General features: G+C 65.0%; 25 protein-coding genes, 1 tRNA gene and 1 pseudogene. 13 read left to right on the top strand and 14 right to left on the bottom strand.

Translation table 11 applies throughout. The features are described 5' to 3' along the window. Position 1: 1 nt before the first annotated feature. Both VGG53_RS15470 and VGG53_RS15465 read right to left on the bottom strand, forming a co-directional pair. Positions 2-628: a TetR/AcrR family transcriptional regulator gene (locus VGG53_RS15470; RefSeq protein ID WP_331518940.1), complete on the bottom strand. Its 627-nt coding sequence runs from the start codon at positions 626-628 to the stop codon at positions 2-4. 67 nt (positions 629-695) lie between these two features. Next, positions 696-1,622 (bottom strand): fructose bisphosphate aldolase, encoded by a 927-nt coding sequence (locus VGG53_RS15465; RefSeq protein ID WP_331518939.1) that lies wholly within the window; start codon positions 1,620-1,622, stop codon positions 696-698. Positions 1,623-1,734: 112 nt separating this feature from the next. On the opposite strand from VGG53_RS15465, the gene VGG53_RS15460 reads away from it, so the two are divergent. After that, entirely contained in the window at positions 1,735-2,844 is a 1,110-nt protein-coding gene (locus tag VGG53_RS15460; RefSeq protein ID WP_331518938.1) for a M42 family metallopeptidase, read from the top strand. Between the two features lie 13 nt (positions 2,845-2,857). On the opposite strand, the gene VGG53_RS15455 is transcribed toward VGG53_RS15460, so the two are convergent. Genes VGG53_RS15455 through VGG53_RS15445 form a run of 3 tightly spaced genes read right to left on the bottom strand, consistent with a single transcriptional unit; the run spans position 2,858 to position 5,699 of the window. Next, the gene (locus VGG53_RS15455; RefSeq protein WP_331518937.1) at positions 2,858-3,706 is read right to left on the bottom strand and encodes a hypothetical protein; all 849 of its coding nucleotides are present in this window, start codon (positions 3,704-3,706) and stop codon (positions 2,858-2,860) included. 60 nt (positions 3,707-3,766) lie between these two features. Further along, complete coding sequence (locus tag VGG53_RS15450; protein WP_331518936.1) at positions 3,767-4,378, bottom strand: TetR/AcrR family transcriptional regulator; 612 nt, start codon at positions 4,376-4,378, stop codon at positions 3,767-3,769. Then, complete coding sequence (locus tag VGG53_RS15445; protein ID WP_331518935.1) at positions 4,362-5,699, bottom strand: aromatic ring-hydroxylating dioxygenase subunit alpha; 1,338 nt, start codon at positions 5,697-5,699, stop codon at positions 4,362-4,364. Before VGG53_RS15445 ends, VGG53_RS15450 begins: the two co-directional genes overlap by 17 nt. Before the next feature lie 118 nt (positions 5,700-5,817). Between VGG53_RS15445 and VGG53_RS15440 the strand changes: the two genes are divergently transcribed. Next, positions 5,818-7,578: an N-acyl-D-amino-acid deacylase family protein gene (locus VGG53_RS15440; RefSeq protein ID WP_331518934.1), complete on the top strand. Its 1,761-nt coding sequence runs from the start codon at positions 5,818-5,820 to the stop codon at positions 7,576-7,578. Between the two features lie 48 nt (positions 7,579-7,626). Here the strand turns inward: VGG53_RS15440 and VGG53_RS15435 are convergent. Both VGG53_RS15435 and VGG53_RS15430 read right to left on the bottom strand, forming a co-directional pair. Next, positions 7,627-7,710: pseudogene (locus VGG53_RS15435) on the bottom strand (TetR family transcriptional regulator); the annotation flags it as partial. A 3-nt stretch (positions 7,711-7,713) separates the two neighbouring features. After that, positions 7,714-7,947, bottom strand: coding sequence for a hypothetical protein (locus tag VGG53_RS15430; protein WP_331518933.1), 234 nt, complete (start codon positions 7,945-7,947; stop codon positions 7,714-7,716). 280 nt (positions 7,948-8,227) lie between these two features. Between VGG53_RS15430 and VGG53_RS15425 the strand changes: the two genes are divergently transcribed. After that, complete coding sequence (locus VGG53_RS15425) at positions 8,228-8,665, top strand: DUF5994 family protein (protein ID WP_331518932.1); 438 nt, start codon at positions 8,228-8,230, stop codon at positions 8,663-8,665. Here VGG53_RS15425 and VGG53_RS15420 read toward each other — a convergent pair. Then, positions 8,662-10,125, bottom strand: a complete 1,464-nt coding sequence (locus VGG53_RS15420) for a protein adenylyltransferase SelO (RefSeq protein WP_331518931.1) — start codon at positions 10,123-10,125, stop codon at positions 8,662-8,664. The two genes, VGG53_RS15425 and VGG53_RS15420, sit on opposite strands and share 4 nt — an antisense overlap. Before the next feature lie 104 nt (positions 10,126-10,229). Here VGG53_RS15420 and VGG53_RS15415 point away from each other — a divergent pair, with 104 nt between their 5' ends. Further along, positions 10,230-11,864: a glutamate--tRNA ligase gene (locus VGG53_RS15415; RefSeq protein WP_331518930.1), complete on the top strand. Its 1,635-nt coding sequence runs from the start codon at positions 10,230-10,232 to the stop codon at positions 11,862-11,864. Positions 11,865-11,869: 5 nt separating this feature from the next. Here the strand turns inward: VGG53_RS15415 and VGG53_RS15410 are convergent, their stop codons facing one another. After that, positions 11,870-12,436, bottom strand: a complete 567-nt coding sequence (locus VGG53_RS15410) for a hemerythrin domain-containing protein (protein ID WP_331518929.1) — start codon at positions 12,434-12,436, stop codon at positions 11,870-11,872. A 231-nt stretch (positions 12,437-12,667) separates the two neighbouring features. On the opposite strand from VGG53_RS15410, the gene VGG53_RS15405 reads away from it, so the two are divergent. From VGG53_RS15405 to VGG53_RS15385, 5 genes are read left to right on the top strand one after another with little or no spacing between them, the layout of a single operon-like run. After that, positions 12,668-13,939, top strand: coding sequence for a sulfotransferase (locus tag VGG53_RS15405; RefSeq protein WP_331518928.1), 1,272 nt, complete (start codon positions 12,668-12,670; stop codon positions 13,937-13,939). Positions 13,940-13,953: 14 nt separating this feature from the next. Continuing rightward, positions 13,954-15,192, top strand: a complete 1,239-nt coding sequence (locus VGG53_RS15400; protein WP_331518927.1) for an MBL fold metallo-hydrolase — start codon at positions 13,954-13,956, stop codon at positions 15,190-15,192. Then, positions 15,189-15,938: an SDR family oxidoreductase gene (locus VGG53_RS15395; protein ID WP_331518926.1), complete on the top strand. Its 750-nt coding sequence runs from the start codon at positions 15,189-15,191 to the stop codon at positions 15,936-15,938. Before VGG53_RS15400 ends, VGG53_RS15395 begins: the two co-directional genes overlap by 4 nt. A gap of 16 nt (positions 15,939-15,954) precedes the next feature. After that, complete coding sequence (locus VGG53_RS15390) at positions 15,955-16,434, top strand: VOC family protein (protein WP_331518925.1); 480 nt, start codon at positions 15,955-15,957, stop codon at positions 16,432-16,434. A gap of 14 nt (positions 16,435-16,448) precedes the next feature. Further along, positions 16,449-17,396, top strand: coding sequence for an LLM class flavin-dependent oxidoreductase (locus VGG53_RS15385; protein ID WP_331518924.1), 948 nt, complete (start codon positions 16,449-16,451; stop codon positions 17,394-17,396). 219 nt (positions 17,397-17,615) lie between these two features. On the opposite strand, the gene VGG53_RS15375 is transcribed toward VGG53_RS15385, so the two are convergent. From VGG53_RS15375 to crcB (VGG53_RS15365), 3 genes are read right to left on the bottom strand one after another with little or no spacing between them, the layout of a single operon-like run. Next, positions 17,616-18,701, bottom strand: coding sequence for a DUF190 domain-containing protein (locus VGG53_RS15375; RefSeq protein ID WP_331518923.1), 1,086 nt, complete (start codon positions 18,699-18,701; stop codon positions 17,616-17,618). After that, positions 18,698-19,069 carry a fluoride efflux transporter CrcB gene (gene crcB / locus VGG53_RS15370; RefSeq protein ID WP_331518922.1) on the bottom strand — a complete coding sequence of 124 codons (372 nt, stop codon included), beginning with the start codon at positions 19,067-19,069 and terminating at the stop codon, positions 18,698-18,700. Before crcB (VGG53_RS15370) ends, VGG53_RS15375 begins: the two co-directional genes overlap by 4 nt. Then, entirely contained in the window at positions 19,070-19,477 is a 408-nt protein-coding gene (gene crcB, locus VGG53_RS15365) for a fluoride efflux transporter CrcB (RefSeq protein WP_331518921.1), read from the bottom strand. 61 nt (positions 19,478-19,538) lie between these two features. On the opposite strand from crcB (VGG53_RS15365), the gene pgm reads away from it, so the two are divergent. The 4 genes from pgm to VGG53_RS15345 all read left to right on the top strand — a co-directional run bounded on the left by pgm (position 19,539) and on the right by VGG53_RS15345 (position 23,908). After that, positions 19,539-21,170 (top strand): phosphoglucomutase (alpha-D-glucose-1,6-bisphosphate-dependent), encoded by a 1,632-nt coding sequence (gene pgm, locus VGG53_RS15360; protein WP_331518920.1) that lies wholly within the window; start codon positions 19,539-19,541, stop codon positions 21,168-21,170. Continuing rightward, complete coding sequence (locus VGG53_RS15355; protein WP_331518919.1) at positions 21,167-22,435, top strand: MFS transporter; 1,269 nt, start codon at positions 21,167-21,169, stop codon at positions 22,433-22,435. The genes pgm and VGG53_RS15355 overlap by 4 nt, the downstream gene beginning before the upstream one ends. Before the next feature lie 71 nt (positions 22,436-22,506). Then, positions 22,507-23,757 (top strand): FAD-dependent oxidoreductase, encoded by a 1,251-nt coding sequence (locus tag VGG53_RS15350; protein WP_331518918.1) that lies wholly within the window; start codon positions 22,507-22,509, stop codon positions 23,755-23,757. A 78-nt stretch (positions 23,758-23,835) separates the two neighbouring features. Next, a tRNA-Ala gene (locus tag VGG53_RS15345) sits at positions 23,836-23,908 on the top strand. 75 nt (positions 23,909-23,983) lie between these two features. On the opposite strand, the gene VGG53_RS15340 is transcribed toward VGG53_RS15345, so the two are convergent. Together VGG53_RS15340 and VGG53_RS15335 are read right to left on the bottom strand one after the other, a co-directional pair. Next, a complete protein-coding gene (locus tag VGG53_RS15340; protein ID WP_331518917.1) occupies positions 23,984-25,312 on the bottom strand; it encodes a M48 family metalloprotease in 1,329 nt (442 codons plus the stop codon). Then, positions 25,309-25,689 carry a BlaI/MecI/CopY family transcriptional regulator gene (locus tag VGG53_RS15335; RefSeq protein WP_331518916.1) on the bottom strand — a complete coding sequence of 127 codons (381 nt, stop codon included), beginning with the start codon at positions 25,687-25,689 and terminating at the stop codon, positions 25,309-25,311. Before VGG53_RS15335 ends, VGG53_RS15340 begins: the two co-directional genes overlap by 4 nt. Positions 25,690-26,098: the final 409 nt, after the last annotated feature.

Genomic DNA, 26,098 nt, shown 5'->3' with positions numbered 1-26,098 from the left:
TCTAATCGCGTTGAACCGCAACAGGTTCCAGGAGGACGTTGATCAGATGCGCCAGCAGGTCCGCGTCGATGGTTCCCGGGCGGAGGATTTCCTCCATCGCGATCCCCAAGTTGATGGTGACCACGAGCTGAGCGAGGTCGGCCAACTGCGGGCCGGACGGTACGGTGGCGGTCGTTTCGGCGATGTGGTGTGCCTGGTCAGCGGCCGCCGCACGGCGTCGCGCGATCAGGCGCTCACGCAGCTCTGGGTCACGCACGGCGCGTAGCCAGTACTCGGCGAACAAGGTGTAGTACTCGGCATTGGCGTGAACCCCATCGAGCACCGACCGGCTCAACGCCCGCGCCGCCGCGGCGGTGTCGCTACCGCTTTCCAGCGCTGTCGCGATCTGCGCGCCACGAAGCTCAAATTCGCGGTCGAGCAGGGCCAGAAACAGTTCGTCTTTGGATTCGAAGTTCGAGTAGACCGCGCCTTTGGTGAAGCCCGCGGCCTGACCGATCGCATCGATGGTGGCACCGGCGAACCCGTGGGCGGCGAAGACCGTGGCGGCGGCGTCCAGGATCCGGTCCCGCACTTCGCCGCGGGTAGGGCGGGTCCGCGGCGGCTTGACGGGCGACATGGGCGAAAGCATACCCTTCGGTATCTAGTAGATACTACTCAGTATCGAAGGATTGGTGTCGACGGCGAGCTACGAGCAGTCAGGTGACCGACGCGGCGTAGATTTCGTCGATGTTCGACTTGAGCTTCTGGTCGAATTCGGCATCGGTCTGGTCGACGGTGAGGCCCTCGGTCAGGGCCCGCGAGAAGCTCGCTATCAGCCCGTGGTTGCGGGCCAGGGTCGCGGCGCTCTGCGCCAGGCTGTAGCCGCCGGACAGGGCGACCACCCGCAGCACTCTGGGATGGTCGATGAGGGGCGCATAGAGGTCTTGCTCGTCAGGCAACGTCAGCTTGAGCATGACCTGCCGGTCATTAGGAAGCTCATCGAGCTTCGCCTGCACCGCGTTTACCAACAGCCGATCCGCGGCCGGCTTATCGGGGCATTTAATGCTGACCTCGGGTTCGATGATCGGCATGAGTCCGTGCGGCGCGATCGCCTCGGCGGCCTCGAACTGCTGGTCGACGATCGCTCTGATCCCGCCGTCGTTCGGCTCCTGGATGAACGAGCGCATCTTGGTGCCGAAGACGCCCTTTTCGACGGCACGCTCGAGCAGCGAATCGAGTTTCGTCATCGGCTTCATGAGCTGGACGCCGTACTGCACATCGGCGAGCCCCTGGTCGACCTTGACGAACGGCACGATGTGTTTCTGCTTCCACAGAAACGCGACGGTGTCCTCGCCGTTGATAGTGCGATCCATCGTCTGCTCAAAAAGAATGGTTGCCAGGATCTTGTCGCCGGTGAAGCTGGGACTGTCGATCAGCCGCGCGCGCGCCTCGTGGATGAGGTCGAACATCTGCCCCTCGTTGCCGTACGCGTGCTCGGGAATTCCATAGAGCTTCAGCGCTTTGGGGGTGCTGCCACCGCTTTGATCCAGCGCGGCAATGAAGCCACGGCGTGACGCCATCTCGTTGCGTTGCTCTTCGTTCACTGCGATCCCTCCACCTTCGGCGTTGTCGAGCCGGTGCATTCAGCATCGCGCAACATCAGCACTGCGGCTACCACTTCTGACAGGCCCGCAAACCACGCCAGCGCGGCCGCGAAGGCGATCGCTACGGTTAGCAAAGACGGGAGAGGATCCGATGGGGCAGCGCGACCTTGATTCGACCGAAAATCTCTTGCAAGAACTGCTGTGGACGTATGGGCCGGGCGGCCAAGAGGACGCGGTGCGAGCGATATGTGCCCGCGAACTAGAACCCCTGGTCGACGACATGTGGACCGACGACGCGGGCAACCTGGTCGGCTACATCGGCGCCGAAGCGAGCACCACGGACTCGTCCGGCCATCGCCAGCGAACGAGCTCGATTTCCGGTGGGTCGGCAACACGGGTGATGGCCCACATGGATGAGCTGTCCATGCTGGTCAAACGAGTGGAATCCGATGGTTCGCTGCACATGACCCAACTCGGCACGATGTATCCGGGCAATTTCGGATTCGGCCCGGTCGCCGTGCTCGGCGATCATCAGACGCTGACCGGTGTGCTCACGCAGGGTTCCGAGCACACCACCAAGGAGAGCCCGCGGATCTGGGAGACCAAACCCGACAAGGGCGATCGCGCGCTGGATTGGCAGCACGTCTACGTCTTCACGGGGCGAACACCCGAGGATCTCGAGGCCTCCGGCGTGCGCGCCGGCACGCGGGTGTGCGTGGACCGCAGTAAAAGAGACCTCGTCGAGTTCGGCGACTATGTGGGCTGCTACTTCCTGGATGACCGCGCCGCGATTACCGCGCTGCTGCGCGCCGCGCGCACGCTGCACGAGCATGGTCAACGGCCGAGCGAGGACGTGTATCTCGTCTTCACCACCAACGAGGAGATCGGCGGAGTGGGGGGCACCTACGCGAGCGGCACGCTGCCCGGCACCCTCACCATCGCTCTGGAGGTCGGGCCCACCGAGCAGGAATACGGGACCACCGTCACCGGCGGTCCGATCATCGGATATAGCGACGCGTTGTGCGTCTATGACAAGGACGTGGCCGATCGACTGATGAAGACTGCCACCGAGCGCGGATTGTCGCCCCAGGCTGCCGCGCTGGGCGCGTTCGAGTCGGACGCCTCGCATTCGAAGGCGAGCGGCCTGACTCCGCGTGCGGCGCTGCTGTGTCTGCCCACGCTGAGCACCCACGGCTTCGAAGTCATCCGGCGAGCCGCGATCGATGACATGGCCGGCATCGTCGCGGATTTCCTACGGTGAGCTGCGGGCGCAATCAACGAGCTACGGGTGGCAGGAACTTGCGGTCGATGAGTGACTGCAGCGCGTCGCGGAATGCGTCTTGGCTGTCAACGACTTTGGTGAAGCCGGCCTGGCGCAACTTGATCGTGCTGACAAAAGCGCGGGGCCCTTCCGGGGCGCCGTAGGCGAAAGCGAAATCGGCGTGCTGGTCACCGTGACCGACCAATTCGCGCAGACTCAGCGACCGAAGGTCGTACTTGGTGACAATGCGATCCCACAGTCCGGAATTGTCGGCGAGGTAGGCGGCCAAACTCATCGGGCTATCCGGTCCGGTTTCGACGCCGAGGGTTGTCGCGAGTGCAGGCCAGACATTCCGCCACTCAAAAACGTCACCGTTGGTGATATTGAAGGCCTCGTTGGCTGCGCGAGGTGAATCCGCAGCCCAGACCATCACGTCGGCAACAAGGTCGGCGTCGGCTGCTTCCCAGACGAACGACGGGCCACCGGGGAAGCCAAACGGCTCGCCCTTTTCGCGTTGGATCGCGGCGTAGACACCGATCGCGGGAAGCACGTTCAATGCACCGGGCGTGCGGCCGGTGACCAGTTGCGGGCGCAGTGCCGTGTAAGTGAAGCCATGTTTGGCGCCCATTTCACGGACATAGTCTTCTTGATCCAAGAAGAAGTTGTCATGCGGGTCACGCGGATCGCTTTCCCGCGCCGGGATGGGAATCGGGTGCAGATGCATGCCGTAGACCTTCGTTCCCTGCAGGATGCTGATGTGTTGAAAGTCGTTGGTGCTGCCTAAGATCGGTTCCACCACGTTGCGCAACATGGCGTTGTTGGTTTCGATCTGGTCTTTGCTCGACCAGCCCGTGCGCCGCACCTGGGTGGTGTGGCCGGCGGAGTCCCGGCGGCGCGATGTCGGCCGTCTGATTGCGTCGTTTCAGCCACCCGAGGGAATCTGACTCAACAGCGCGCTGAGCCCGAACTCGAACACGGCGTCGTAGTCAGTGGGGGACTGGAGCGCCTGCACCAGTTCCTGATCGGGCCAATCGTCATCCCACAGCGAGGGATCCTCTTCCTCGTGTTTGGCCCCGCGAACCGCCGAGAACTGCATCACCGCAGACGATATGACGTGAACTTGCACCGCACGCAGCACCAGTGCGGCCTCGGACCCGCTGACGCCCAACTCCGCGAGCAAGGCGGCCAGCCTTTGCTGAATCGGCAGAAACAGCGTCGGCGTCCGGTCGCGTTCGTGTGCGATGGCCAGCAGGTGTTGTCGGTGGATCAGGATCCGGCGTTGCGAGCGGGCAAGAGACGCAATACGTTCCACCGGGGTCCCGCCGTCGACGGGCAGATGTGCCATCTGGCTGAGCAAACGGTCGACCAGGCTGTCGAAGAGTTTGTCGCGCCCGCCCACATGCCAATAGATCGAGGTGACGGCAACTCCGAGTTCTTCGGCGAGGTTCCGCATGGTGAAGGCGTCCACGCCCTGGCGCTCGATCAAGCCCGCGGCGGTATCGAGGATCGTTTCCGCGTTAACTGGTTGCGTCACCGGCCTCACCCCCCGTGACCCGTTCTGGCTCAGGCAAGTCGAGATAACGTTCGAGATTGCGGTGCATGTTGATTACACGTCGCTCTTCGTTGGAAAGCGTCAGGTGTGTGAAGCCGGGCTGGTGCAAACCGCGCTGGAGCCCGCCCAGCACCGAGATATCCTGTGTCAGAACCAGGCCCGGCTCGGCCTCATCCGCGGTCAGCCGAACGTCGGCGGGTTTGCAGCGCCCGGCGCCGGGCGGAATGCGCGTCCACAACATCATCACCAGTTCGCCGTGGTCAGGATCGGGCCCTGGGTGCGACGTCATCACGGTGAGGTGATCGGCATTGGCCAGCAATGTCATATTGGGAAAGATGTTGTACTGGTATAGCCGCATCACCTGGTCGGTGCTTGCCCAGCTCAAGTCGACACCGCGTCCGGCCGCGAAAGCTCTTGTACGCTTGGCGATTACCTCCGCGACCGACTCACCAGGCTGACGTTGGTCCGCCGGGAACGGAGTGCCATCTGCGGCACCCATCAGCGCACCCTGAGTGCAGACATAGGCGTCCCACACCTCAGCATCGCTCAGCGGGTGCTTGAGATGCGGACTCGGCACACCGTAGATCTGTTCGGACTTGCCAGTGTGCCCCCAAATCACCTGCGGCGCATAGATATCGTCCATGCACCTGTGCAGCTCCGGATGCAACGTCTGAATGTGGTACGTCTCGCTGAATCCGTCGGCGATCGTCTTCCAATTAGCGTCGATCTCGACGGTCATGGTTGCGTAGCAACGGAAGTCGCCGAGGCCAAGCCAGGCGATGTCGTTTGGCACCGCCTCGAGATAATCGCCAAGCGGCGGCGAGTCGAGATCGAGATTGACGAAGACCAGTCTCTCCCACGTGTCGACGCGGACCGCGAACAACGGAAGCTCGGCCATCGGCAGCGTTCCGAACCCCTTGCGGTTCGGGACCCGTTTGAGTGTGCCGGCAAGATCCCACGTCCAGCCGTGATAGCCGCAACGCAGTTCGCCCAAACCCGAACCCGCGCCGGCGCACAGCGAGTTGCCGCGGTGACGGCACACGTTCTGAAAGGCGCGCAGCGTGCCGTCGTCACCGCGAACAATGAGTACCGAGTAAGGCCCGCAACGGTATTCGAAGTAGTCGCCGGGCTCGGCGACATGGTCGACCGTGCACGCGACCTGCCAGACTTTGGGCCACATCCGCTCGACTTCGAGCTGTGCGAACGCCGGCGAGTAGTAGCGCTCCGCGGGCACCAGGGTCGGCCGTTGCGGCGGCGTGCCGATTGCATCTTCGCGCCGGACGTCAGGCGCTGCATGGGTCATATGCGCCGCTCCTCTCCCCCGGAAGCGGGAGGTGCCCGCACTGAGCACTCCCGAAGCCTCTGTAACGGTGTTACATTGTCCACTGTAGCGGGCGGCGGCGCAGACATAGGGAGTAACCGTGTTCGACCTCAAAATCACCGGGGGCACCGTCGTGGACGGCACCGGTGCGGACCGATTCGATGCCGACATCGCCGTCAAAGGCGGCAAGATCGTCGAGATTCGGCGTCGCGGTGCGGGCAGTCCGCCGCTGGAAGGCGATGCCGCCGAGACCATCGACGCAACCGGAAAGTTCGTCGCGCCCGGATTTGTCGACATCCACACCCACTACGACGGCCAGGTCAGCTGGGATGCCCTGCTGGAGCCGTCCAGCGGTCACGGGGTGACAACGGTCGTCACTGGTAACTGCGGTGTCGGGTTCGCGCCAGTGCGGCCGGGTACAGAGGACTGGCTGATCGGCCTGATGGAAGGTGTCGAGGACATTCCCGGCGCCGCGCTCACCGAGGGCATCTCCTGGGGCTGGGAAAGCTACCCCGAGTACCTCAATGTCATCGGACGAAAGGAATTCGCCGTCGATGTGGGCAGCCAGGTAGCCCACGGGGCGGTCCGCGCCTATGCGATGGGCGAGCGCGGGGCCCGCAACGAGCCCGCCTCGCCCGACGACATTGCGGCGATGGCGCGTCTCGTGCAGGAGGCGATTGAAGCCGGCGCGCTGGGCTTCTCGACCTCCCGCACCATCGGTCACCGGGCCATCGACGGCGAGCCGGTTCCCGGAACCTATGCCGCAGAGGACGAGCTGTTCGGGCTCGGCCGGGCCATGGCGGCCGGCGGCCAGGCGGTCTTCGAGCTGGCCCCTCAGGGCGTAGCCGGCGAGGACATCATCGCACCCAAGAAGGAACTGGACTGGATGCGGCGTCTGGGCGCTGACATCGACCGGCCGATTTCGTTCGGCATGATTCAGGTCGACGCGGCCCCGGATCTGTGGCGCGAACAACTGGACATCTCGGCAGCCGCGCATGCTGCGGGCAGCAGGTTGTACCCCCAGATCGCCGCACGCCCGTTCGGCATGTTGTTCGGCTTCGACGGGCATCACGCATTCACCCACCGTCCGACCTTTCGCCGGCTGAAAGCCGAATGCGACCGCGACGAGCTCGCGCAGCGTTTGGCCGATCCTGCCGTCAAGGCCGCGATCCTTGCCGAAGACGATTTGCCGCCGGACCCAACTCTGTTGTTCGACAACATGTTTGCCCTCGTGCAATATGGCCTCGGCCGCATCTATGCGCTGGGCGATCCGCCCGACTACGAGCCCACCGACGAGCGCACGGTGGAGAAGATCGCCGCCGGACGTGGCGAGGATCCGCTCTCGACGCTGTACGACCTGATGCTCGAGCACGACGCGACGTCGATGCTGATGCTGCCGTTCTACAACTACGCCTACGGCAACCATGACGCGATTCGCGAAATGCTCACCCACCCGGCCGGCGTCGTGGGATTGTCCGACGGTGGCGCGCACTGCGGGATGATCTGCGACGCGTCGTTCCCAACCTTCCTGCTCACCCACTGGGCACGCGATCGTCACCGCGGAGAGAAGCTGCCGCTGGAGTACGTCATCCGCAAGCAGTCCTACGACACCGCGCAGCTTTTCGGGCTGTCCGACCGCGGCGTCGTCGAGATCGGAAAACGCGCCGACGTCAACGTGATCGACATGGATGCGATCACCTTGCATCGGCCCCAAATGGCCTATGACCTGCCGGCAGGCGGCAAGCGGCTGATCCAGGGCGCCTCCGGCTACGACGCCACGATCGTCAACGGGGTGGTGACTCGCCGCGACGGCGTCGACACCGGTGCACGGCCCGGCCGATTGGTGCGCGGCGCGCGCTAGCCGACCGCGCGGTCGATCAGCGCCTCGGCCGCCCTGCTCCACTACCGCAGTCATATTCGGGAAGTGTTGGTAGAGAGTGCGTTTGGAGACCGATGACTCGGCCGCGACTCGTTCGATGCCGGTCGCGTTGATGCCTCACGATGCTTTGATGTACCTGCGAACTAAGTCGTCTTCGCTGAACATGTTTGCGTGTTCGGAGCCTCTGTCGTCGCGGCCGAAGAACGTCCATCGCCGTGGACTTGTCTGGGGGACGCTGATCAGCTTGACGGTGTAGCGCAGGCTACTTTCGCGCAGCGACCCGATGATGTCGCCGACGCGGACCTGCGACGGGTGAATCTCAGGTGCGTCACACCAATTCTGTACGGACACTATTTCCTTTACGGTTGTCTACCACTGTACCCGCGATCGGTGCACGGGCCGACGCTTTGTGCCGGTCTAGTGAATCCCTGGGTTACCAAGCAACCGTTTGGTGGCGTAACGTCAGCTGTGAGCCGTTTCGTTGTCAGCGGTGGTGCACCGTAGCGCACGCGGATCGCATTCACCGGCAATGGGATTCCTCCGCTTCCCTGCGCTGGCGGGCAAGCGACCCCAGCCATGAAGGAATTCCCTTGAATAGTTTCGCTTTTACCGTAGACCGATTTGTCGGCGGATGACCGATCGGCGCTCGGCCAATCCCGTCCGGCTCTCGGTTGCACACGAGTTGGGCGGGGACATTGACGGGGCATGGTGGCCGCGCGTGGACCGCATGACCAATGAATTACCCAACCTCGTTTCAGCTCTGACCCCGCTGCTGGGCGAGATCACCTCCATCAACGTCAACTGGCCGCCACTGCAACGACCACCGGACTTCAATTGGCCTGGATGGGAACACAAACCCCAGCATGTGATGACCGTCAACGGCGGAGATGCCCGGGTCAATCTGCTGATCATCCCGTACACGACATTCAGTGGCCTTGCCCTGATGGTGCTACGCCGCGCCGCCAACTTGCCCGTCAATCCTGCCGACCGCGACAAACCCGCATTTGTGACCGCCGGCACGATCCTTCAGGCCGCCCTCAGACAGCGCGCCACCAGTCTCGACGCTTAGGTGCCGCAGAAGGTCCGGTAGTCGCCGAAGTCTTCCGGCGCGGGCGCGGCGTAGCGCTCGAAACCGGGTCGCTTGTCGTAGGGAGCGGTCACCGCAGCGAGCAGCTGCTGGAACGGGTCGAGGTCGCCGGCTGTCGCCGCGGAGAGTGCCTCCTCGACGAGATGGTTTCGCGGGATGTAGATCGGGTTGCTTCGTTCCATCGCTTCGGCATCCGGACTCAGCGCTCGCCAGCGCGGGAGCCATCCGTCGATACCGGCCAGGTTGATGAACAGTCCGCGGGTGGGCTCGGCGTCGCCGCGGCATGCCTGACTGAGTCCGTGGAAGAACGACGTGTAGTCCACGTGGCTCTCTTTTAACAGCGCGAGCAAGTCGCCGACCAACGAAGTGACCGCCGTTGGGTCGACGTCTGCGGACAAGCCGAGCTTGGCCCGCATCCCGGACGTCCATGTCTCGTCGTACTGGGCGCGGAAGACCCCGAACGCGTTCTCGGCGAGCGCGACGCCCTCGTCGACGTTGTCGGCAAGAAGCGGGAGAAGCGCCTCGGCGAACCGGGCGAGGTTCCACGCGGCGACGGCGGGCTGGTTGCCGTAGGCGTATCGGCCCCGGTGGTCGATCGAGCTGAACGCCGTGTCGGGGTCGTAGGCCTCCATGAAGGCGCACGGCCCGTAGTCGATGGTCTCCCCGGAGATCGTCATGTTGTCGGTGTTCATCACGCCGTGGATGAAGCCGATCAGCATCCACCGGGCGACCAGCGATGCCTGGACGGCGGCGACCGATTCGAACAGCGCGAGGTACGAGTGGTCGGTCAGTGCGGCGCCGGGGTAGTGGCGCGCGATCGCGTGGTCAGCCAGTCGTCGAAGCAAGTCGAGATCGGCTGTGGCCGAGGCATATTGGAAGCTGCCCACCCGCAGGTGGCTGGCGGCGACGCGGGTCAACACGGCGCCGGGCAGCAGCGTCTCGCGTTGCACTGGACGTCCCGTGGCCACCACGGCCAGCGATCGCGTCGTCGGAACACCCAGCGCGTGCATCGCTTCGCTGATCACGTATTCGCGCAGCATCGGTCCCACCGCCGCGAGGCCGTCGCCGCCGCGGGCGAATGGCGTGGGCCCCGACCCTTTGAGGTGGATGTCGCGGAGGCGCCCGTCGGGGTCGGCAAGCTCGCCGAGCAGCAGCGCGCGACCGTCACCCAGCCGCGGGACGTAGCCGCCGAACTGGTGTCCCGCGTAGGCCTGCGCGACCGGCGCGGCATCGCCGGGAACCAGGTTGCCTACCAGGAAGCGCAGCCCGTCCGGACTCTGAAGCCAGGCCCGGTCCAGACCGAGCTCGCCGGCCAGCGGCGCGTTGACGGCCAGCGGTCGCAGGTCGGGAAAAGTCTGAGCCTGCCAGCGGACGGCCATCTCGGGCAGGTCGCGCGCGAAGCGGTTCTGCAGAGCAACGGTGGTATCCGGTGCGACGCTCACAGCACCCACCCTACGGACGGTGGGGCCGGTGAGCTGTGTCCCGTCGTGACCAGCGTGACTACCATCGACGAGGCGAACCATCCCCGATAGGAGCCGTCACCGGAATGCTGGAGCCGCACGAGGTCGACAACCTCTTTCCCGCCGACCTGCCCGCACCGGGTGAGTGGGAACAACGCTATCCACCCCGTGACCTGCCCGCCGATGCCCACGTGACTCGGTTAGCCCCATCGCCGACCGGCTTCATTCACCTCGGCGGCATCTACGCCGCGATGATCGACCGCGCGGTCGCGCACCAGAGCGGCGGCCGCTACTTCGTGCGGATCGAGGACACCGACCAATCGCGGGAGGTGGCCGGAGCGTACGAACAATTCGACCGTGCCTTCGCCTACTTTCGGGTCAGGCCCGACGAGGGGGTCGGCGGCGGCGACTACGGGCCGTACCGCCAGTCGGAGCGGGCGAAGATCTACCTGACTTTCGCGCGAGAGATGTTGCGCTCGGGCAAGGCATACTTGTGCTTCGCCACCTCCGAGGAGCTCGCCGGGATCCGCACGCGCCAGCAACAACTCAAGCGGCCGACCGGCTACTACGGCGAATGGGCGATTTGGCGCGACGCCGATGTCACGGCCGTTCGTGAGCAGTTGGAGAAGGGGAGGCCATACGTGCTGCGTTTCCGTTCGCCCGGCCGGACCGGGGGGCGGGCCTCCTTCACCGACGCCATTCGGGGCGAACTGTCCATGGAGGACAACTACAACGACGTGGTCATCCTCAAGTCGTCGGCAGCCGTGCAGTTGCCGACATACCACTTCGCCCACGCCGTCGACGATCACCTGATGCGCTGCAACCTGGTGATCCGGGGCGAGGAGTGGCTGTCGTCGACGGCGTTGCATCTTCAGTTGTTCGAGGCGCTGGGTTTCGAGCCGCCCACCTACGCCCATATCGCGCTGTTGATGAAGCAGATCCCGGGCGGCAAACGCAAGCTGTCCAAACGCAAAGACGCCGAAGCCGACGTCGACTTCTATATCGGATCGGGCTACCCCGCCGACGCGGTGCTGTATTACCTGCGCGGCCTGGCCAATGGACGCCTTGCCGAAATTCCGTTGCCCGAAGCGCTCGCCGCGCCGATCTCACTGGCCGAATGCGGAGGCGCCGGCCCACTGGTCGATTTGGTGAAACTGGAAGACATCAGCGCCGACTACATCGCGACGCTGAGCGGGCCGGAAATTTATGCGGCGGTGACGGCGTGGGCCGCGGAATACGATCCCGACCTGCAGCGCGTCATCGAAGCCCATCCGGACCAGACACTGGCCGCCCTGGCCGTCGAGCGCGACGGCGTCGCCAACCCGCGCAAAGACCTGCGCAAATGGTCGGATTTTCGCGCCGCGTACGGGTTCTTCTTCGCCGAGCTGTTCACGCCGGCCGGTTCGGACGACTCGCAGCTGGGGCTACCGACCGACCTGGTCCGATCGTTCGCGGGTGCCTTCGTCGCGGATTATCGGGATCTCGACGACCCGGTGCAGTGGTTCCAACAGGTGCGCGACCTGGCCGAGAAGTTCGGCTTTGCCGGTAACGCCAAGGAATACAAGAAGAACCCGGATGCTTATCCTGGCTCGATCCGGGAGGCCTCGCAGCTGATCAGAGTCGCCTTGACCGGGTCGACCAAGAGCCCCGACCTGTTTCAGATTGCGCGCACCCTTGGCCGCGACGAGGTCGTCCGTCGGGTCGGCAGCCTGACCGGCTAGCGCTGTCAGCCGAGCCCGTGTTGAATCAAGTCGCGGGCGCGGTCGAGCATTGACGCGAACGGCCCAACCGCGAAGTTCAATCTCGCCGATTCCACGCCGGCGTGCGGACGGGTCGGCGCGATGGCTTCGGCGGCCCGCACCGCTGTCGTCAGCCGCTTGGACTCGTCGTCGTCGAGTTCCTGCTGCAACTTCGGAAATTCGTAAGTTTCCTCGTGCTGGGCGTGGTCCAGCACCGCATCCCGAAGCTTGGTGAGTTCCTCGATGAACTGCTTCGAGCTGATGTCGATCTTCTCGATGCTCGACAGCAACTCCTTGGCATCGTGCTCCTCTTCGAGCCGAGCATCGACGATCGAGTCGGTTGCCTCCGCCGCGTGGCGGGCCCGGGGATGTACCACCATCTCCTCGGCGGTCTCGTGCACGGCCAGCAATTGGCGCAAGTGCACAAAAGGCTTCTCTCGGGCCTTCGGGTCCGTCGCGTGCAGTACTTGGTCGAACATGTCCTCGATGAGGTTGTGCTGTGCTTTCAGGAATGCGATCACTTCGTCGGGCGATTGGATGATCATCTCGGACATGCCACATACCTCCAGTGTTCGAAAAGTCGGCGAAGACGGGCAGTTGGCCGGCCGACCCGTTCTGGACCGGCGTACCCCCTGCAGGGATGCGAGTAAACGCCGCGGAACTGGGCGCTAGTCTGCATTCGGCACCAAGTCGAGGAGACGGGCCTGTGGTGCCGCGCCGACGGCGAGCAGAGCAACAGAGCGATGTGGGGGCACCTCCCGCTTGCGGGGGAGAGGAGCGGCGCATTGAACCCTGCGGATCGCGACGTCGCTGACATCGACTTCGACGATCTGACGTCGCCCCAGCTGACCGAAGTCCAGCGTCAGATTCTCGAGTTCACCGAAGCCAGACCTGTCGAATTCGACATCGACCAGATGCTGACAGAGGCGATCGACCAGGCCGCGGTGGGTGATGACCTGGACGACACCGATGGCTTCAGCGAGCGGCTGAGCACGCACGTCGCCGCGATCGAAGCCGACGAAGGCCTGACCCAGCTCGCCAGATCCTCGCTGCGGCAACGAGTCGTTCGCCTGTTGCGCAATCGCCTGTCGCTGACCGAGCTCGTCAAGCGATATCCCGAAATCGAGTCGATCCCGATCGAGAAGCCGTTCATCGTCGTCGGGATGCCGCGGTCGGGGACCACGCATCTGGTGAACCTCATCGCCGCCGATCCGCGTCGCCGGGCCTTGCCGTATTGGGAGAGCCAAGACCCGATTCCTGCCGTCGGTCATGGCCCTGACAGCTTCGGGGTCGATCCCCGCTATGCACGGGCGAAGGCCGAGCATGACGCGCTGATGGCCAGCGCCCCTCTGGTCGCCGCGATGCATGACCGCTTCCCGGAAGCGATCGAAGAGGAAGTCGAGCTGCTCGACCTGGATCTGGCCGGCTATGTTCTGGAATGGCATGCGCGGGTGCCGGATTGGCGCGACTACTACCTGAGCCTCGATCAGCACCGACACTACGCATACATGAAGAAGGTATTGCAGGCGCTGACGTTTCTGCGTGGTCCGCGAACCTGGATCCTGAAGAGCCCGCAGCACTGCGAGCAACTCGGACCGCTGGTCGCGACCTTCCCCGATGCGACAGTGGCCTTCACCCACCGCGATCCGGTCGCGGTCATCCAGTCGGCGATCACATTGATGGCCTATTCCGATCGACTGCGCCGAACGAGTATCGACCCGGGCTGGCTACTGGACTATTGGAGTGATCGCGTACACCGGCTACTGGGTGCGTGCGTGCGCGACCGCGAGCTGGTGCCGGCCGACCGCAGCATCGACATCAGCTTCCACCACCTCAACGGCAATGAAATGCCGTTGCTCGACGAGCTTTATCGTTGTGGCGGGGCGGAATTGACACCGAAGGTGCGCGGACTTTTCCAGCGGTATCTGGACGGCAATCCGCGGGGAAAGCACGGCACCATCCGCTACGATCTGCAGCGGCATTTCGGCATATCGGCCGACGAGTTGCGGCAGCGGTTCGACTTTTATTTCGACAGGTTCGACGTCCGGCCCGAATGAAGGAGTCAACAGCGATGTTCGAGCCGATCTATCGCACCCGGCCGGGCGCCGACGCCTTGCGTCCGGCTTCCGCCGAGGAAGCCGAGCAGCTCGCCCCGGGCTTGTGGTGCTCGCCGGGTCTGTCGAATTCCTACCTGCTGACCACTGATGAAGGCCGGGTCATCGTGAACACCGGCATGGGCTTCGAGGGTCCGGTGCACCGGGCCAACTTCGACGCCGTCGATTCCTCGCCGGTGCGCTACATCATCTTCACGCAGGGCCACGTCGATCACGTCGGCGGGTTGGACAGCGTGCGAGATCCCGACACAACGGTTGTCGCACAGGCGAACTGGAAGCTGTGGCGCGATGATAACGAGCGGCTCATCCCGTACCGGGCGAGCCGCAGCGCGTTCGCGTTCAAAGACATCCTGGCGACCGGCATTCAAGCGATCCAACGCCGACTTGGCACCAAGCGTCTGGCGGGACAGAGTGTTCCGACCGTCGACCTCGACTTCGAGGACACCCTCACGCTGGAGGTGGGCGGCCGCCGGATGGAGCTCGTCGCGGTGCCAGGCGGGGAAACCAACGACTCGCTGGTGGTGTGGCTGCCCGAGGAACGCATCTGTTTGTGCGGGAATACCTTCGGCCCGATCTTCGGCCACATTCCCAACCTGGTCACGATGCGCGGCGACCGTTACCGGGACGCGCTGACCGCGATCGCCTCGGTCGAGCGGGTGCGGAAACTGCAGCCCGGGCTGCTGGTGACCGGCCACTTCGCGCCGATCGCCGGCGCGGAACGCATCAGTGCCGAGCTGACCCGGTTGCGTGACGCGATCCAGTACGTTCACGACCAGACGGTGGCAGGCATGAACGCGGGCAAGGATGTCCGAACGTTGATGCGCGAAGTCAGCCTGCCGCCGGAATACGAAGTGGGACAAGGCTATGGCAAGGTGGCTTGGGATGTGCGGGCCGTCTGGGAGAACTACTCGGGCTGGTTTCACCACGGCTCCACCACCGAGCTGTACCCGGTCGCGTTCGACGACGTAGCTGTCGACGTGGTCGAGCTGGCCGGCGCCGACGCGCTGGTGCAGCGGGCGCGAGAACACTTGGCCGCCGGTCGCCCCTTGCACGCTATCCACCTGGCCGAGCTGCCGGCCGGCGAGCATTCGGGAGCGCGCGACGTGCTCAGGCAGGCTCACGAAAATCTGCTGGGTGAGACCACGAACTTCTGGGAACGGGCCTGGCTCACTGAGCAAATAGCGAGAAACACATGACGGGGCAGGTCAGTTTCGACTTCACCGGGACCACGGTGCTGATCACCGGCGGCACCAGCGGGATCGGGCACGCAACAGCGTCACTATTCAGAGATGCCGGGGCGCACGTCACCATCACCGGTACCAAGCCGGCCGCGGCGGACTACGCCGCGGATCTGTGCGGCATGGCCTATCACCAGCTGAAAATCACTGATCACGATTCGGTGGATGCGTTGGCCGGTAACTTCAGCCAGCTCGATGTCTTGGTCAACAATGCCGGTGCGAATTTCCCCGGCGGACTTGACGAGTCGAAGCCGGATGGGTTCGAAGCATCGGTAGCACTCAACCTGACCGGTCCGTACCGCCTCACCGTCGGGCTGTATCGCGCGCTCAGGACGTCAACGGCGACCGGGGGTGCCAGTGTGGTCAATTTGGCGTCGATGTCGGCGTTGCGTTCCGTTCCGATGGTGCCCGGCTACAGCGCCGCCAAGTCCGGCATCATCAACGTCACCCGAAATCTCGCGGTCAAATGGGCGGACAAGGGAATTCGGGTCAACGCTGTGGCGCCGGGCGCGATCGACACCCCGATGACCGCGCCGATGCACGGCGCGGCCGAGTTGGTGGAATCCGAGCTCGCTCACATCCCGCTGGGGCGGTTCGGATCGGTCACGGAGATCGCGCCCACTGTCGCGTTCCTGTGCACTGAGCAATGCAGCTACACCAGCGGAGCAGTCTTCGTCGTCGACGGCGCATCGGATTGCGTCTGAAAATTTAAGGAAACCAATGACATTCGCACTCAAACCCGAGGACTACTATCACACCGGCATCGTCGTGCCCGATCTCCAAGCCGCGATGGACCGGCTCAGCGCGCTCGCCGGCTACCAGTGGATCACGCCGCTGACGTATACCCTGCCGTTTCGCACCGTGAACGGAACCCGCGAACTCACCTCGACGTTCGTCTACTCGCTGCAGAGCCCGCATGTGGAACTCATCCAGCAGGTCCCGGAGAGTCCGTGGACGGCCGCCGCCGGCAACTCGGTGCACCATCTGGGCTACTTTGTCGATGACCTTGCCGAAACCGCCCGGGCGCTGGAGGCCAACGGCTTTGCCTTCGAAGCGACTGCCGATGTCTCGCCACCGGATTTGGCGCTGTTCGCCTACTACGTCGACGCGTTCGGCACCCGTATCGAGATCGTCGACCGCAAGCTGTTCCCCGACTTTCCCGCGTTCCTGCAATCGGCCGCGCCGCCGGCCGACGCCTGACCGGAGTGCCGAACATGGTGCTGCCGGTGCTGCGCTTCAACTTTGCGTCGCCGCAGGGGGAGCCGCGGACCCAAAGCGAATTGATCCGGGCTGCACTCGAGTTGGCGCAATGGGGCGAGTCGCGCGGCATCATCACCGTGAGTGTCGACGAGCACCACGCCACCGGACAGGGTTGGAGCTGCAACCCGATTCTGGCCGCCGGGATGTTTCTGGCACGGACGTCGACGCTGATCGCCAGCGTGGACTGCGCTTTGGGGCCGTTGTGGAATCCGGTCCGGCTCGCCGAAGACATCGCCTTGGTCGACAACATGAGCCGCGGCCGGCTGCACACCACGGTGGGCCTGGGTTACCGGACCGTCGAATATGACGCGCTCGGAGTCGATTTCGGCCAACGCGGACAATTGATGGACAGCCTGATCGAGCGAATGCTGTCCGTATGGTCGGAGACCGGGTCGTGGACACGGCCGCATCCACCGTTGTATGTCGGCGGCGGTGCCCGGGTTACCGCGCGGCGGGCTGCGCGGTTTCGGCTGCCGCTCAGCCTTGCCGACCATCTGCCCGACGTCGCCGCCTACTACCGCGAGCTGTGCGCGGAGGCGGAAATGGCGCCGCTGGTGATCATGCCCGGGCCGATCAACCGGGGAATGATTTACCTGCACGAAGACCCTGACCGGGCGTGGGCCGAGCTTGGTGAGCACATCCTGTGGGAGGCAGTCACTTACGGCGGATGGTCGGAAGACCAGCGCTCGCTGATGCACCTGCCAGGGGTCCGGACGCTCGACGAGGTACGTGCGTCGGGACGCTACCGTTTCCTGACTCCCGACCAACTGATCACAGAAATCCGCGCCTCGCCCGACTTCGGGCCGGTCGTGCTGCATCCCCTGGTGGGCGGCATGCCGGTCGACGAGGCGTGGAAGTCGGTGCAGCTGTTCGTCGACAGCGTCCTGCCCGCGCTGACTTGACGGCGCTACCCGGTCGAACCGAGGAGACTCAATGGACTGCGGATCGTCCCTCCGGAATCCCCGCGGCCACACCCGCACCGCAAGGAACTGCAGGGCAGCGAATCGCTCGACGAGTTGCGCAAGCTGATGAAGCGCGGCGTCGTGACGCTGGTGACCGCCACTCGGGACGTGGAAGGCAGCCAAGCCGCGGTGTTGGCGGCGCTACTGCGTGCGCACTGATCAATAGTCGTGGCGGGCCAACCGCGTATCACCGTGGCGGTGCGGCCCGGCGATGGTCACCACCGCAGGGACCATCTCACTGGTCACCAAGCCATGGTCTGCGGTCAACTCGTGAACGATCTCGAAGCTGCGCGCGATCCATTCAGGCGTGTCGATGATGATCGTGACCACGGGCATGCGTCGTGTCAGCTGAAAGAGCTTGTCGCCGTGAGGTTGATGATCTCCGTGAAATCCCCAGATGCCACGCAGCACGGTTGCGCCGCGGGCCATTCCCGATTCCAGCAGCCGATGGATGAGCGCGCGGTGAATCGGCACACCGCGGTGGCCGGTGGCTTCGCTGGTGTGCACCATCAGCTTCTGCCAGAGTGGCCGACGCTGGCCGTCGGTATCCGGCAGCCGATGCGGTCGCGCAAACAATTCGCCACCGCGCTTGCACAACCGCACCCGTTCGACTGTCAGCAACGGGTTGGGCACGACGGCGCTTAGGTCGGCGACCACCGCCGAAACCTGCGCCGCGGTGCCGACGGCGATGATCATCAGCGGAACGTTGACATTGCGGCTGAAGAAGGTGGCCCGGTAACGCTCGCCGTGCGCGGTGCCGTCGACGCCCAAAAAGACTGCGCCGCCTGAGAATCCGCGCCGGTACAGCAGATCGCACACCGCGCGGTATGCGGGCAGCCCAGCGATGCGCTCCTGGCGACCCACGTAGACCGTGAGCTTGACGGCGTCGTCGCCGCCGGTCTCGAACGCATCACCGCCACCGACCAAGCGTGCCCGTTCCAGCGTCACCAGACCCCGGCCAGTCATCGCGACCACGTCGTCGACCAGGCTGCGGATCTTCGATTCGACGTCGACGGCGGCGATCGCCACCGGCGGATCCTCGGATAGGCTCAACGACTCGTCGGTGCGCAACACATGCCGCGGACCGAAACTCGCGATGCCGCGCAGCATCACGCTGGTCGCGGTTTCGCGGGTATCGAACAAGTTCAACATCGCGTCGGCCAAAAAGCCGGGCCGGCGGACGTCGGCGATGGCGCGCTGGCGTTCGCCGAAGTACGTGGTCAGCTTCAAGCATGGCTCGTTCACAGGCGGCCCGCGATCCACTGCCCGAGCAGTGCAGCGCCGATACCCAGCACGATGCTGACGACAATATTGGCGACGGCATTTCGGACCTGCCGCTCTTCGCTGAGCCGCTGCGTTTCCAGCATCCAGGTGGAGAAGGTGGTGTACGAGCCGACGAAGGCGGTGCCGGCGAGCAGCGCGGTGTGTCGACTCAACGCCAAGCCGCCGAGCAGCCCGAGTAGGGCGGCGCCGCTGAGGTTGACCACCAGCGTTCCGCAGGGCAGGCCTACGAAGGGCAGCGACCGCGCCGCCCGGTGAGCGACCGCGCGATCCACCAGAAAACGCAGGACTGCCCCGACGCCGCCGGCGAGCACCACACCAACCCAGAGCATTCAGCGCACCGGCACCCGACGGACCAGGGCAGTGGCCAGATACACCGCTAGCAACCCCAAAACGATGCTGGCGCAGGTATATTCAGCTGCCAAGCCGTAGCGGTGATGTTCGATCATCTGCAGCGTTTCGACCTGCATGGTCGAGAAGGTGGTCAGACCACCGCACAGCCCCGTTCCGAGCAGGGGACGGCGGTAACTCGACAACGGCAACCGCTCCAACAACCGGGTAGTGAAATAACCGACCAGGAACGCGCCGACGATGTTGACCGCGAACGTCGGCCAGGGCCAGCGCACCGGGTCGGCGGCCACCAGAAGGCTCAGGCCCGTGCGCGCCACGGTGCCCAGCGCGCCGCCAGCGAACACCGCGGCCAACTCCCGGTAGTCGCGGGGGAACGAAGAGTTTGCCACTCGTCGAAATCCCTTTCCTTGCAGGGCGTGCTCCCGCAGCTTATTCGGCACAATTGGGGCTATGGTGGCCAACCCGCGTGCCGGTCAGCCGGCCCAGCCCGAAGACCTCGTCGATCTGCCTCATCTGGTCACGTCCTACTACTCGATCGAACCGGATCCCGACGACGTCGCCCAACAGGTGGCGTTCGGAACGTCGGGGCATCGCGGCTCGGCACTCAACGGCGCGTTCAACGAAGCTCACATCCTGGCGATCACCCAGGCCATCGTGGAATACCGCGCCGCGCACGCCACCACCGGACCACTGTTCATCGGCCGCGACACCCACGGCCTCTCGGAGCCGGCGTGGGTGTCGGCGCTCGAGGTGCTTGCCGCCAACGACGTCGTCACGGCCGTCGACTCGGCCGACCGGTACACGCCGACCCCGGCGGTCAGCCACGCGATCCTCACCTACAACCGCGGCCGCAGCGACGGACTGGCCGACGGGATCGTGGTGACGCCGTCACACAACCCGCCCTATGACGGCGGCTTCAAATACAACCCGCCCAACGGCGGCCCGGCTGACACCGACGCGACCAACGCAATTGCCAAGCGCGCCAACGCGATTCTCCGAGGCGGCGAGGTGGTGAAGCGGGTGCCGCTGGCCCGCGCGCTTCAGGCCGTCGAGCACCACGACTACCTGGACGGCTACGTCGATGACCTGCCCAACGTGGTCGACGTCGACATCATCCGCAAGGCCGGGATCCGGATCGGCGCCGATCCGCTCGGTGGGGCCAGCGTCGACTACTGGGCCGCGATCGCCGAGCGGCACAACCTCGAGCTGACCGTCGTCAACCCGCTGGTCGACGCGACGTGGCGATTTATGACGCTCGATCACGACGGCAAGATCCGGATGGACTGCAGCTCGGCGGACGCGATGGCGGGGCTCATCGCGAACCGCGACCGCTACCAGATCGCCACCGGCAACGACGCCGACTCAGACCGGCACGGCGTCGTCACCCCCGACGCCGGGCTGATGAACCCGAACCACTACCTGGCGGCGACCATCGACTACCTGTACACGCATCGGCCGTCGTGGCCCGACGGTGTCGCGGTCGGTAAGACCGCGGTCAGCTCGTCGATCATCGACCGCGCTGTCGCCGGGATCGGACGCAACCTCGTCGAGGTGCCGGTCGGGTTCAAGTGGTTCGTCGACGGTCTGATCGGCGGGACCATCGGCTTCGGGGGTGAGGAATCGGCGGGGGCATCGTTCCTGCGCCGCGACGGATCGGTGTGGACCACCGACAAGGACGGCATCATCCTGGCGTTGCTGGCCAGCGAGATCCTCGCCGTCACGGGCGTCACGCCGTCGCAGCGCTATCAGGAGCTGACCGAGAAATACGGCGCCCCGACGTATGCGCGCCTCGACGCGCCCGCCGACCGCGAGCAGAAGGCCCGGTTGGCGAAGTTGTCGCCAGACCAGGTCAGCGCCACCGAGCTGGCCGGAGAGCAGATCACCGCAAAGCTGACCACGGCGCCCGGCAACGGCGCACCGCTGGGCGGTTTGAAGGTGACCACGGCCAATGCCTGGTTCGCCGCGCGGCCGTCGGGCACCGAAGACGTCTACAAGATCTACGCCGAATCATTCCGCGGACCCGAGCACTTGGCCGAGGTCCAGCGAGCGGCGCAAGAGGTTGTGGATAAAGTCATCGGGTGACCCTCGTCTCTCAACGCGCCCGCTTCGTCGCGTGGCGTCGCGAGAAGACGGTCCTGCCGCGCGAAGCCTGGGTGCTGATCGCGGCGAACGCGGTGGCCGCGCTTGGCTACGGCGTCGTGTCGCCGGTGCTGCCGGCCTTCGCCCGAACGTTCGGGGTGAGCCTCGGAGCGGTGACCTTCTCGATCACGATTTTTTCGGTGATGCGGCTCTTCTCCGCTCCACCCACCGGACTGCTGGTGCAGCGGCTGGGGGAGCGGCAGGTCTACGTGGCCGGGTTGCTGATCGTTTCGGTGTCGACCGCAGTATGCGCGTTCGCCCAAACCTATTGGCAGCTATTGGTATTCCGCGCGATCGGCGGAATCGGGTCGACGTTGTTCTTCATCTCCGCGTTGGGTCTGATGATCCGAATCAGCCCGGCCGACGCGCGCGGGCGGGTCGCGGGCCTGTTCGTAACCTCGTTTCTCATCGGCTCGGTCGCCGGCCCGCTGGTGGGCAGTCTGACCGCAGGTTTGGGGCTCAAAGCACCGTTTCTCATCTACGGAGTTTCGGTGCTGATCACCGCGATCGTCGTGTCCTACAGCCTGCGCCGGTCGACGCTGGGCGCACCGGCCGAACACGCCGAGCCGGCGGTGACGGTGCGTGTCGCGCTTCGGCACCGCGCGTACCGCGCGTCGCTGGTGTCGAACTTCGCGACAGGCTGGGCGGTGTTCGGATTGCGAATGGCCATCGTGCCGCTGTTCGTGTCGGACGTGTTGGGCCGTGGGCCCCGCATGACGGGTTTGGTGCTGGGGATGTTCGCGCTCGGCAACCTGGTCGTGGTGTGGCCCAGCGGCTACCTGTCGGACCGCATCGGCCGGCGCACCCTGGTGATCGGCGGGCTCCTCGCCTCCGGGGTGGCGACCATCTGGTTGGGCGCGTCGTCGTCGGTGCTCGTCTTCCTCGTTGCGGCGTGCGTGGGGGGCGCGACCTCGGGCGTGTTCTCCTCGCCGCAGCAAGCCGCGATCGCCGATATCCTGGGCAGCACCGCACGCACAGGCACGGCGGTTTCGACGTTTCAGATGATGGTTGATCTGGGCGCCATCGTCGGTTCGTTGTCGGTCGCTCAGATCGCTGAACACCTCAGCTACGGATGGGGATTTACGCTCAGCGGCATCGTGCTGCTGGCAGCCGGGGTCGGCTGGATGTTTGCACCGGAAACGCGGGTAGCGGGCCACACGCCGCCGCCCGGTGAATGGGAGACCGGGGCCGCGTCGGAACTGGCCTGAGCAGCGTCGACGGCATTAAGCGCGGATCCGCGCCACCATGGACGTCGACAGCGTCGCTCGGGAGGTTCTTGATGGCTGACATCCACCGGATTCGACCGCGATCAGCGATCGTAGTGGGTGCCGGCATCGTCGGGTTGTCCACGGCGTGGTTTCTGCAAGAGCGCGGTGTGTCCGTGACGGTGGTCGACCGCACTGGTGTCGCGGCCGGTGCCTCGTGGGGTAACGCCGGATGGATCGCTCCGGCGCTGAGTATCCCGCTCAACGACCCGCGAACGCTGCGATACGCTTTGCGCTCATTGCCGAATCGTGCTGCGCCGGTGCGGATTCCGCTGAGCACCGATCCGACTCTGTGGAGATTCTTGATCCGGTTCGCGGCGAACTGCCGGGAGTCGTCGTGGACGCGCGCGGTGCGGGCGAACCTGACGCTCAACCACGAGTGCATGGCGGCGTACGACGAGCTGGTCTCCAACGGGGTGGACGCGCCGGTCACCGCCGCGCCGATCACCGCGTTGTTCCGCAGTTCGGCAGACGCCGAACACCTGCTGGAGCAGCTGCAACGTCTACACGACGCCGGGCAGCCCAGCTCCACCACGGAATTGACCGGTGCGGAGTTGCGCGCGCAGGTGCCGCTGGCTTCGAGCGAAGTAGCCGTCGGGGTCCGGATCAACGGTCAGCGGTTCGTCGACCCGGGTCGGTTCGTGCAGTCGCTGGCGAGCTCAGTCGTCGAACGGGGTGCGGCATTGGACACCATGGATGTCGCCGACGTGCGGCCCTCGGGGCACGGCGTCGCGGTGCAGCCCCGCACTGGTACCGCTTTGACGGCCGATGTGGCGGTGATCGCGACCGGCGCATGGTTGCCGAAATTGGTAAGCCGCTGGGTTCGGGTTCCGGTGCAGGCCGGGCGTGGCTACTCCTTCACGGTGCCGGTGCAGCGTCAAGTTCTCGGGCCGATCTATCTGCCGGATGTGCGGGTGGCGTGCACGCCGTTGAACGGGAAGCTGCGGGTCACCAGCATGATGGAGTTGCGTCGTCCCGATGCCCCCGTGTCCGCTGCCGTCGTCGACGCGATTGTCGATGCGGCGGGCGGTTTCTTCGACGGGGTTCGCTGGGCGGAACGCGACGAGATATGGGTTGGGCCGCGCCCGTTGAGTCCCGACGGGCGTCCGCTGGTCGGACCGGTGCTCGATAACCGCATCTTCGTCGCGGGTGGGCACGGCATGTGGGGCATGAAGCAGGGCCCGGCGACGGGTCGGCTGTTGGCCGAGCAGATCACCGCCGGCAAGCAGCCGGCAGGCCTGCGCGAATTCGACCCGCTGCGCTAGCGCGATCGCCCGATCCCTCGTGATCAGCGACTTTGAAGGCAGGTGGGCCGTGGTGTAGCTTCGATGAGCACATCACTTGGGGCTATGGCGCAGCTGGTAGCGCACCACACTGGCAGTGTGGGGGTCAGGGGTTCGAGTCCCCTTAGCTCCACTCTTTCGACTATCCCTCACGGGGGTGATGGTAGGCGAGCCGCTGTGAGACTGTGTGGCGGCGCCGGGGAAGTAGTCAGGTCGATGTGGCCGAGGCCATATTTTGTCGCAGTAGTCCCAGCCGCCGTTTGTATTCGTCGTCGTCGATGTCCCCACGCGCGTAGCGTTCGGCGAGCACTTGCTCTGCGTTGCTCGCACCCGTGGCGTGGGTAGTGCCGGTGGTCCGCTGCGACAACGACAGCAGATATCGCGCGAGCAGCACCACGGCGGTGATTACCAGCGCCCAGAACACCACCGTTGTTAGGGTCGTGAGGATCCAGCTGCCCCATCCCCAGTGACGGTCGTCCATCATCATCATCATCGAGACCACCTTTCCAGATTGACTATGCTCCAACGCCTTCGGCGGTGAGGACGCTGCGATTAGTCCTACTCCGTTTGAGTTGGCGTTTGCATGCATGCCCGGACCCCACACATGAGAACGCAAGATGCAGTCGGCCACGGCGATCAGGGGCCCGGCGGCCATGACGGCAATGACGCTCGCTAAGGCAGCGCGAGTTTTGACTTTCACCGACTCCTGTGACGGCGTCGCGAGCCGTTCGGCTCGCGCCAGCACGGCCAAATCGGCCGCCGCAAGCGCTTCAGCGGGGGCCGACGTAGACAGCGTGATCAGCCCCGATAGCAACGCACGGCTGCTATGCCGACGCGCCGCAACGTCATCGGCGCACATCTCCAATAAGCGTGAAACCTGTTGCGCCCCTTCGGTAATTAGGCTCAGGCGAGGAAATACTGCGGCCAGAGCGCGCAGCGCGCTGACGATCGCCGCGTGGTGCCCGGCCAGGTGGGCGCGTTCGTGAGCGAGCACCGCGGCCAGTTGGCGATCGTCGAGTGCAGCTCGGGCCGCGCTGGTCACGACAATGGCCGGCGGTCGGCCCGCGACACAGTACGCGGCAGCTTTGCTGGCCTCGACCATCACCACGTCAGCCTCGCTCGTGCGATGACCGACCAACCGCACAGCCCGAGCGTGCTGGTGCGCGCGAGCACGCATTCCCAGCACGGCGGTGGCCAGCCGCGCTCCGGTGATCGCGGCCACCAACGTGGCCGCCGCAGCGATCACGACCAGCGTGATCTGCGGCGCGATCCCGGCATCTCCGCTGATCGTGCGCTGCAGGCGGGCCAGGCAGGATGCGGCGACCGTGCGGGGATGAGTCCAGTGGCTTATCACTTCGACGATGATCAGCACGGCGGTCGCCAGCCAGGACCCCATCACAGTGCCGATCGCGCTCAACCATGTCGCCACCCCAAGGCGGGGAGCGTTTCCGCTGTAGGTCAGTGCCCGCAGTAGCGGAGGGGCGGCGACCAGCATCGCGATGCTGTAGAGGAGAAGTCCAACCACAACGCTGATCACGGGTTCGTTCCTTTGGGCAGCCGTCGCAGAACAGAGCGCAGGCGCTCGGATTCTTCGGCGCCGATTTGTTCGACGAAATGCTGCAGTACTAATTCGGGGCTGCCGCCGCCGTCGAGGGCCTCGTGCATCAACCGCGCGCTGTGCTGCTCACGCGACAAGGTGGGCCAATACCGATAGGCCTTGCCGTCGCGTTCCCGCGCCAGCCAGCCCTTGGTGTGCAGGTTGTCCATGGTGGACATCACGGTGGTGTAGGCGATGCTGCGCTCGGTGGCAAGTTCATCGAAGAGCTCACGCACGGTGGTTGGTATTGCGGAGTCGCGGCTCCACATGCGGTCCATGATGACCGCCTCGAGTTCGCCGAATCCTCGGATCCGCACTGCTGATCTCCTGGTTACCCCAAAGCCGCTTGGCTTGGTCGCGAGGGTTGAAACTGCGACAGATCGGACACGCACTCTCCTAACATCTACGTACCAAGATAGTAGACCATGATGGCAGGACGCGAGCCAACTGCAGGCGCTCAGCGCCGAGCCGATCCGCCGTCCGTAGCCGCCTCAAAGCTCTGGTTGCCGGTCCTCGCAACTCGCGTCTAGGATCTACGTAGCTAGATAGTAGAACAAGGGAGGTGCCTCCCCGCGATGTCATCTGGTTGTGGAGGCGCCTCTTCACCCCGACCGAGAGGAATCGACGATGGGATTTTTTGGCGAGTTGGGTAGCGATCTTCGCGAGCGCAAGCGTCTGATCGCTGCCGTCTTCGCTTCCGCCTGTATCGCGGTGGCGACCTTCTTA

This window comes from Mycobacterium sp., from assembly GCF_036490025.1.
GTDB lineage: Bacteria > Actinomycetota > Actinomycetes > Mycobacteriales > Mycobacteriaceae > Mycobacterium.
This window is presented reverse-complemented; position numbering and strand designations above follow the sequence as displayed.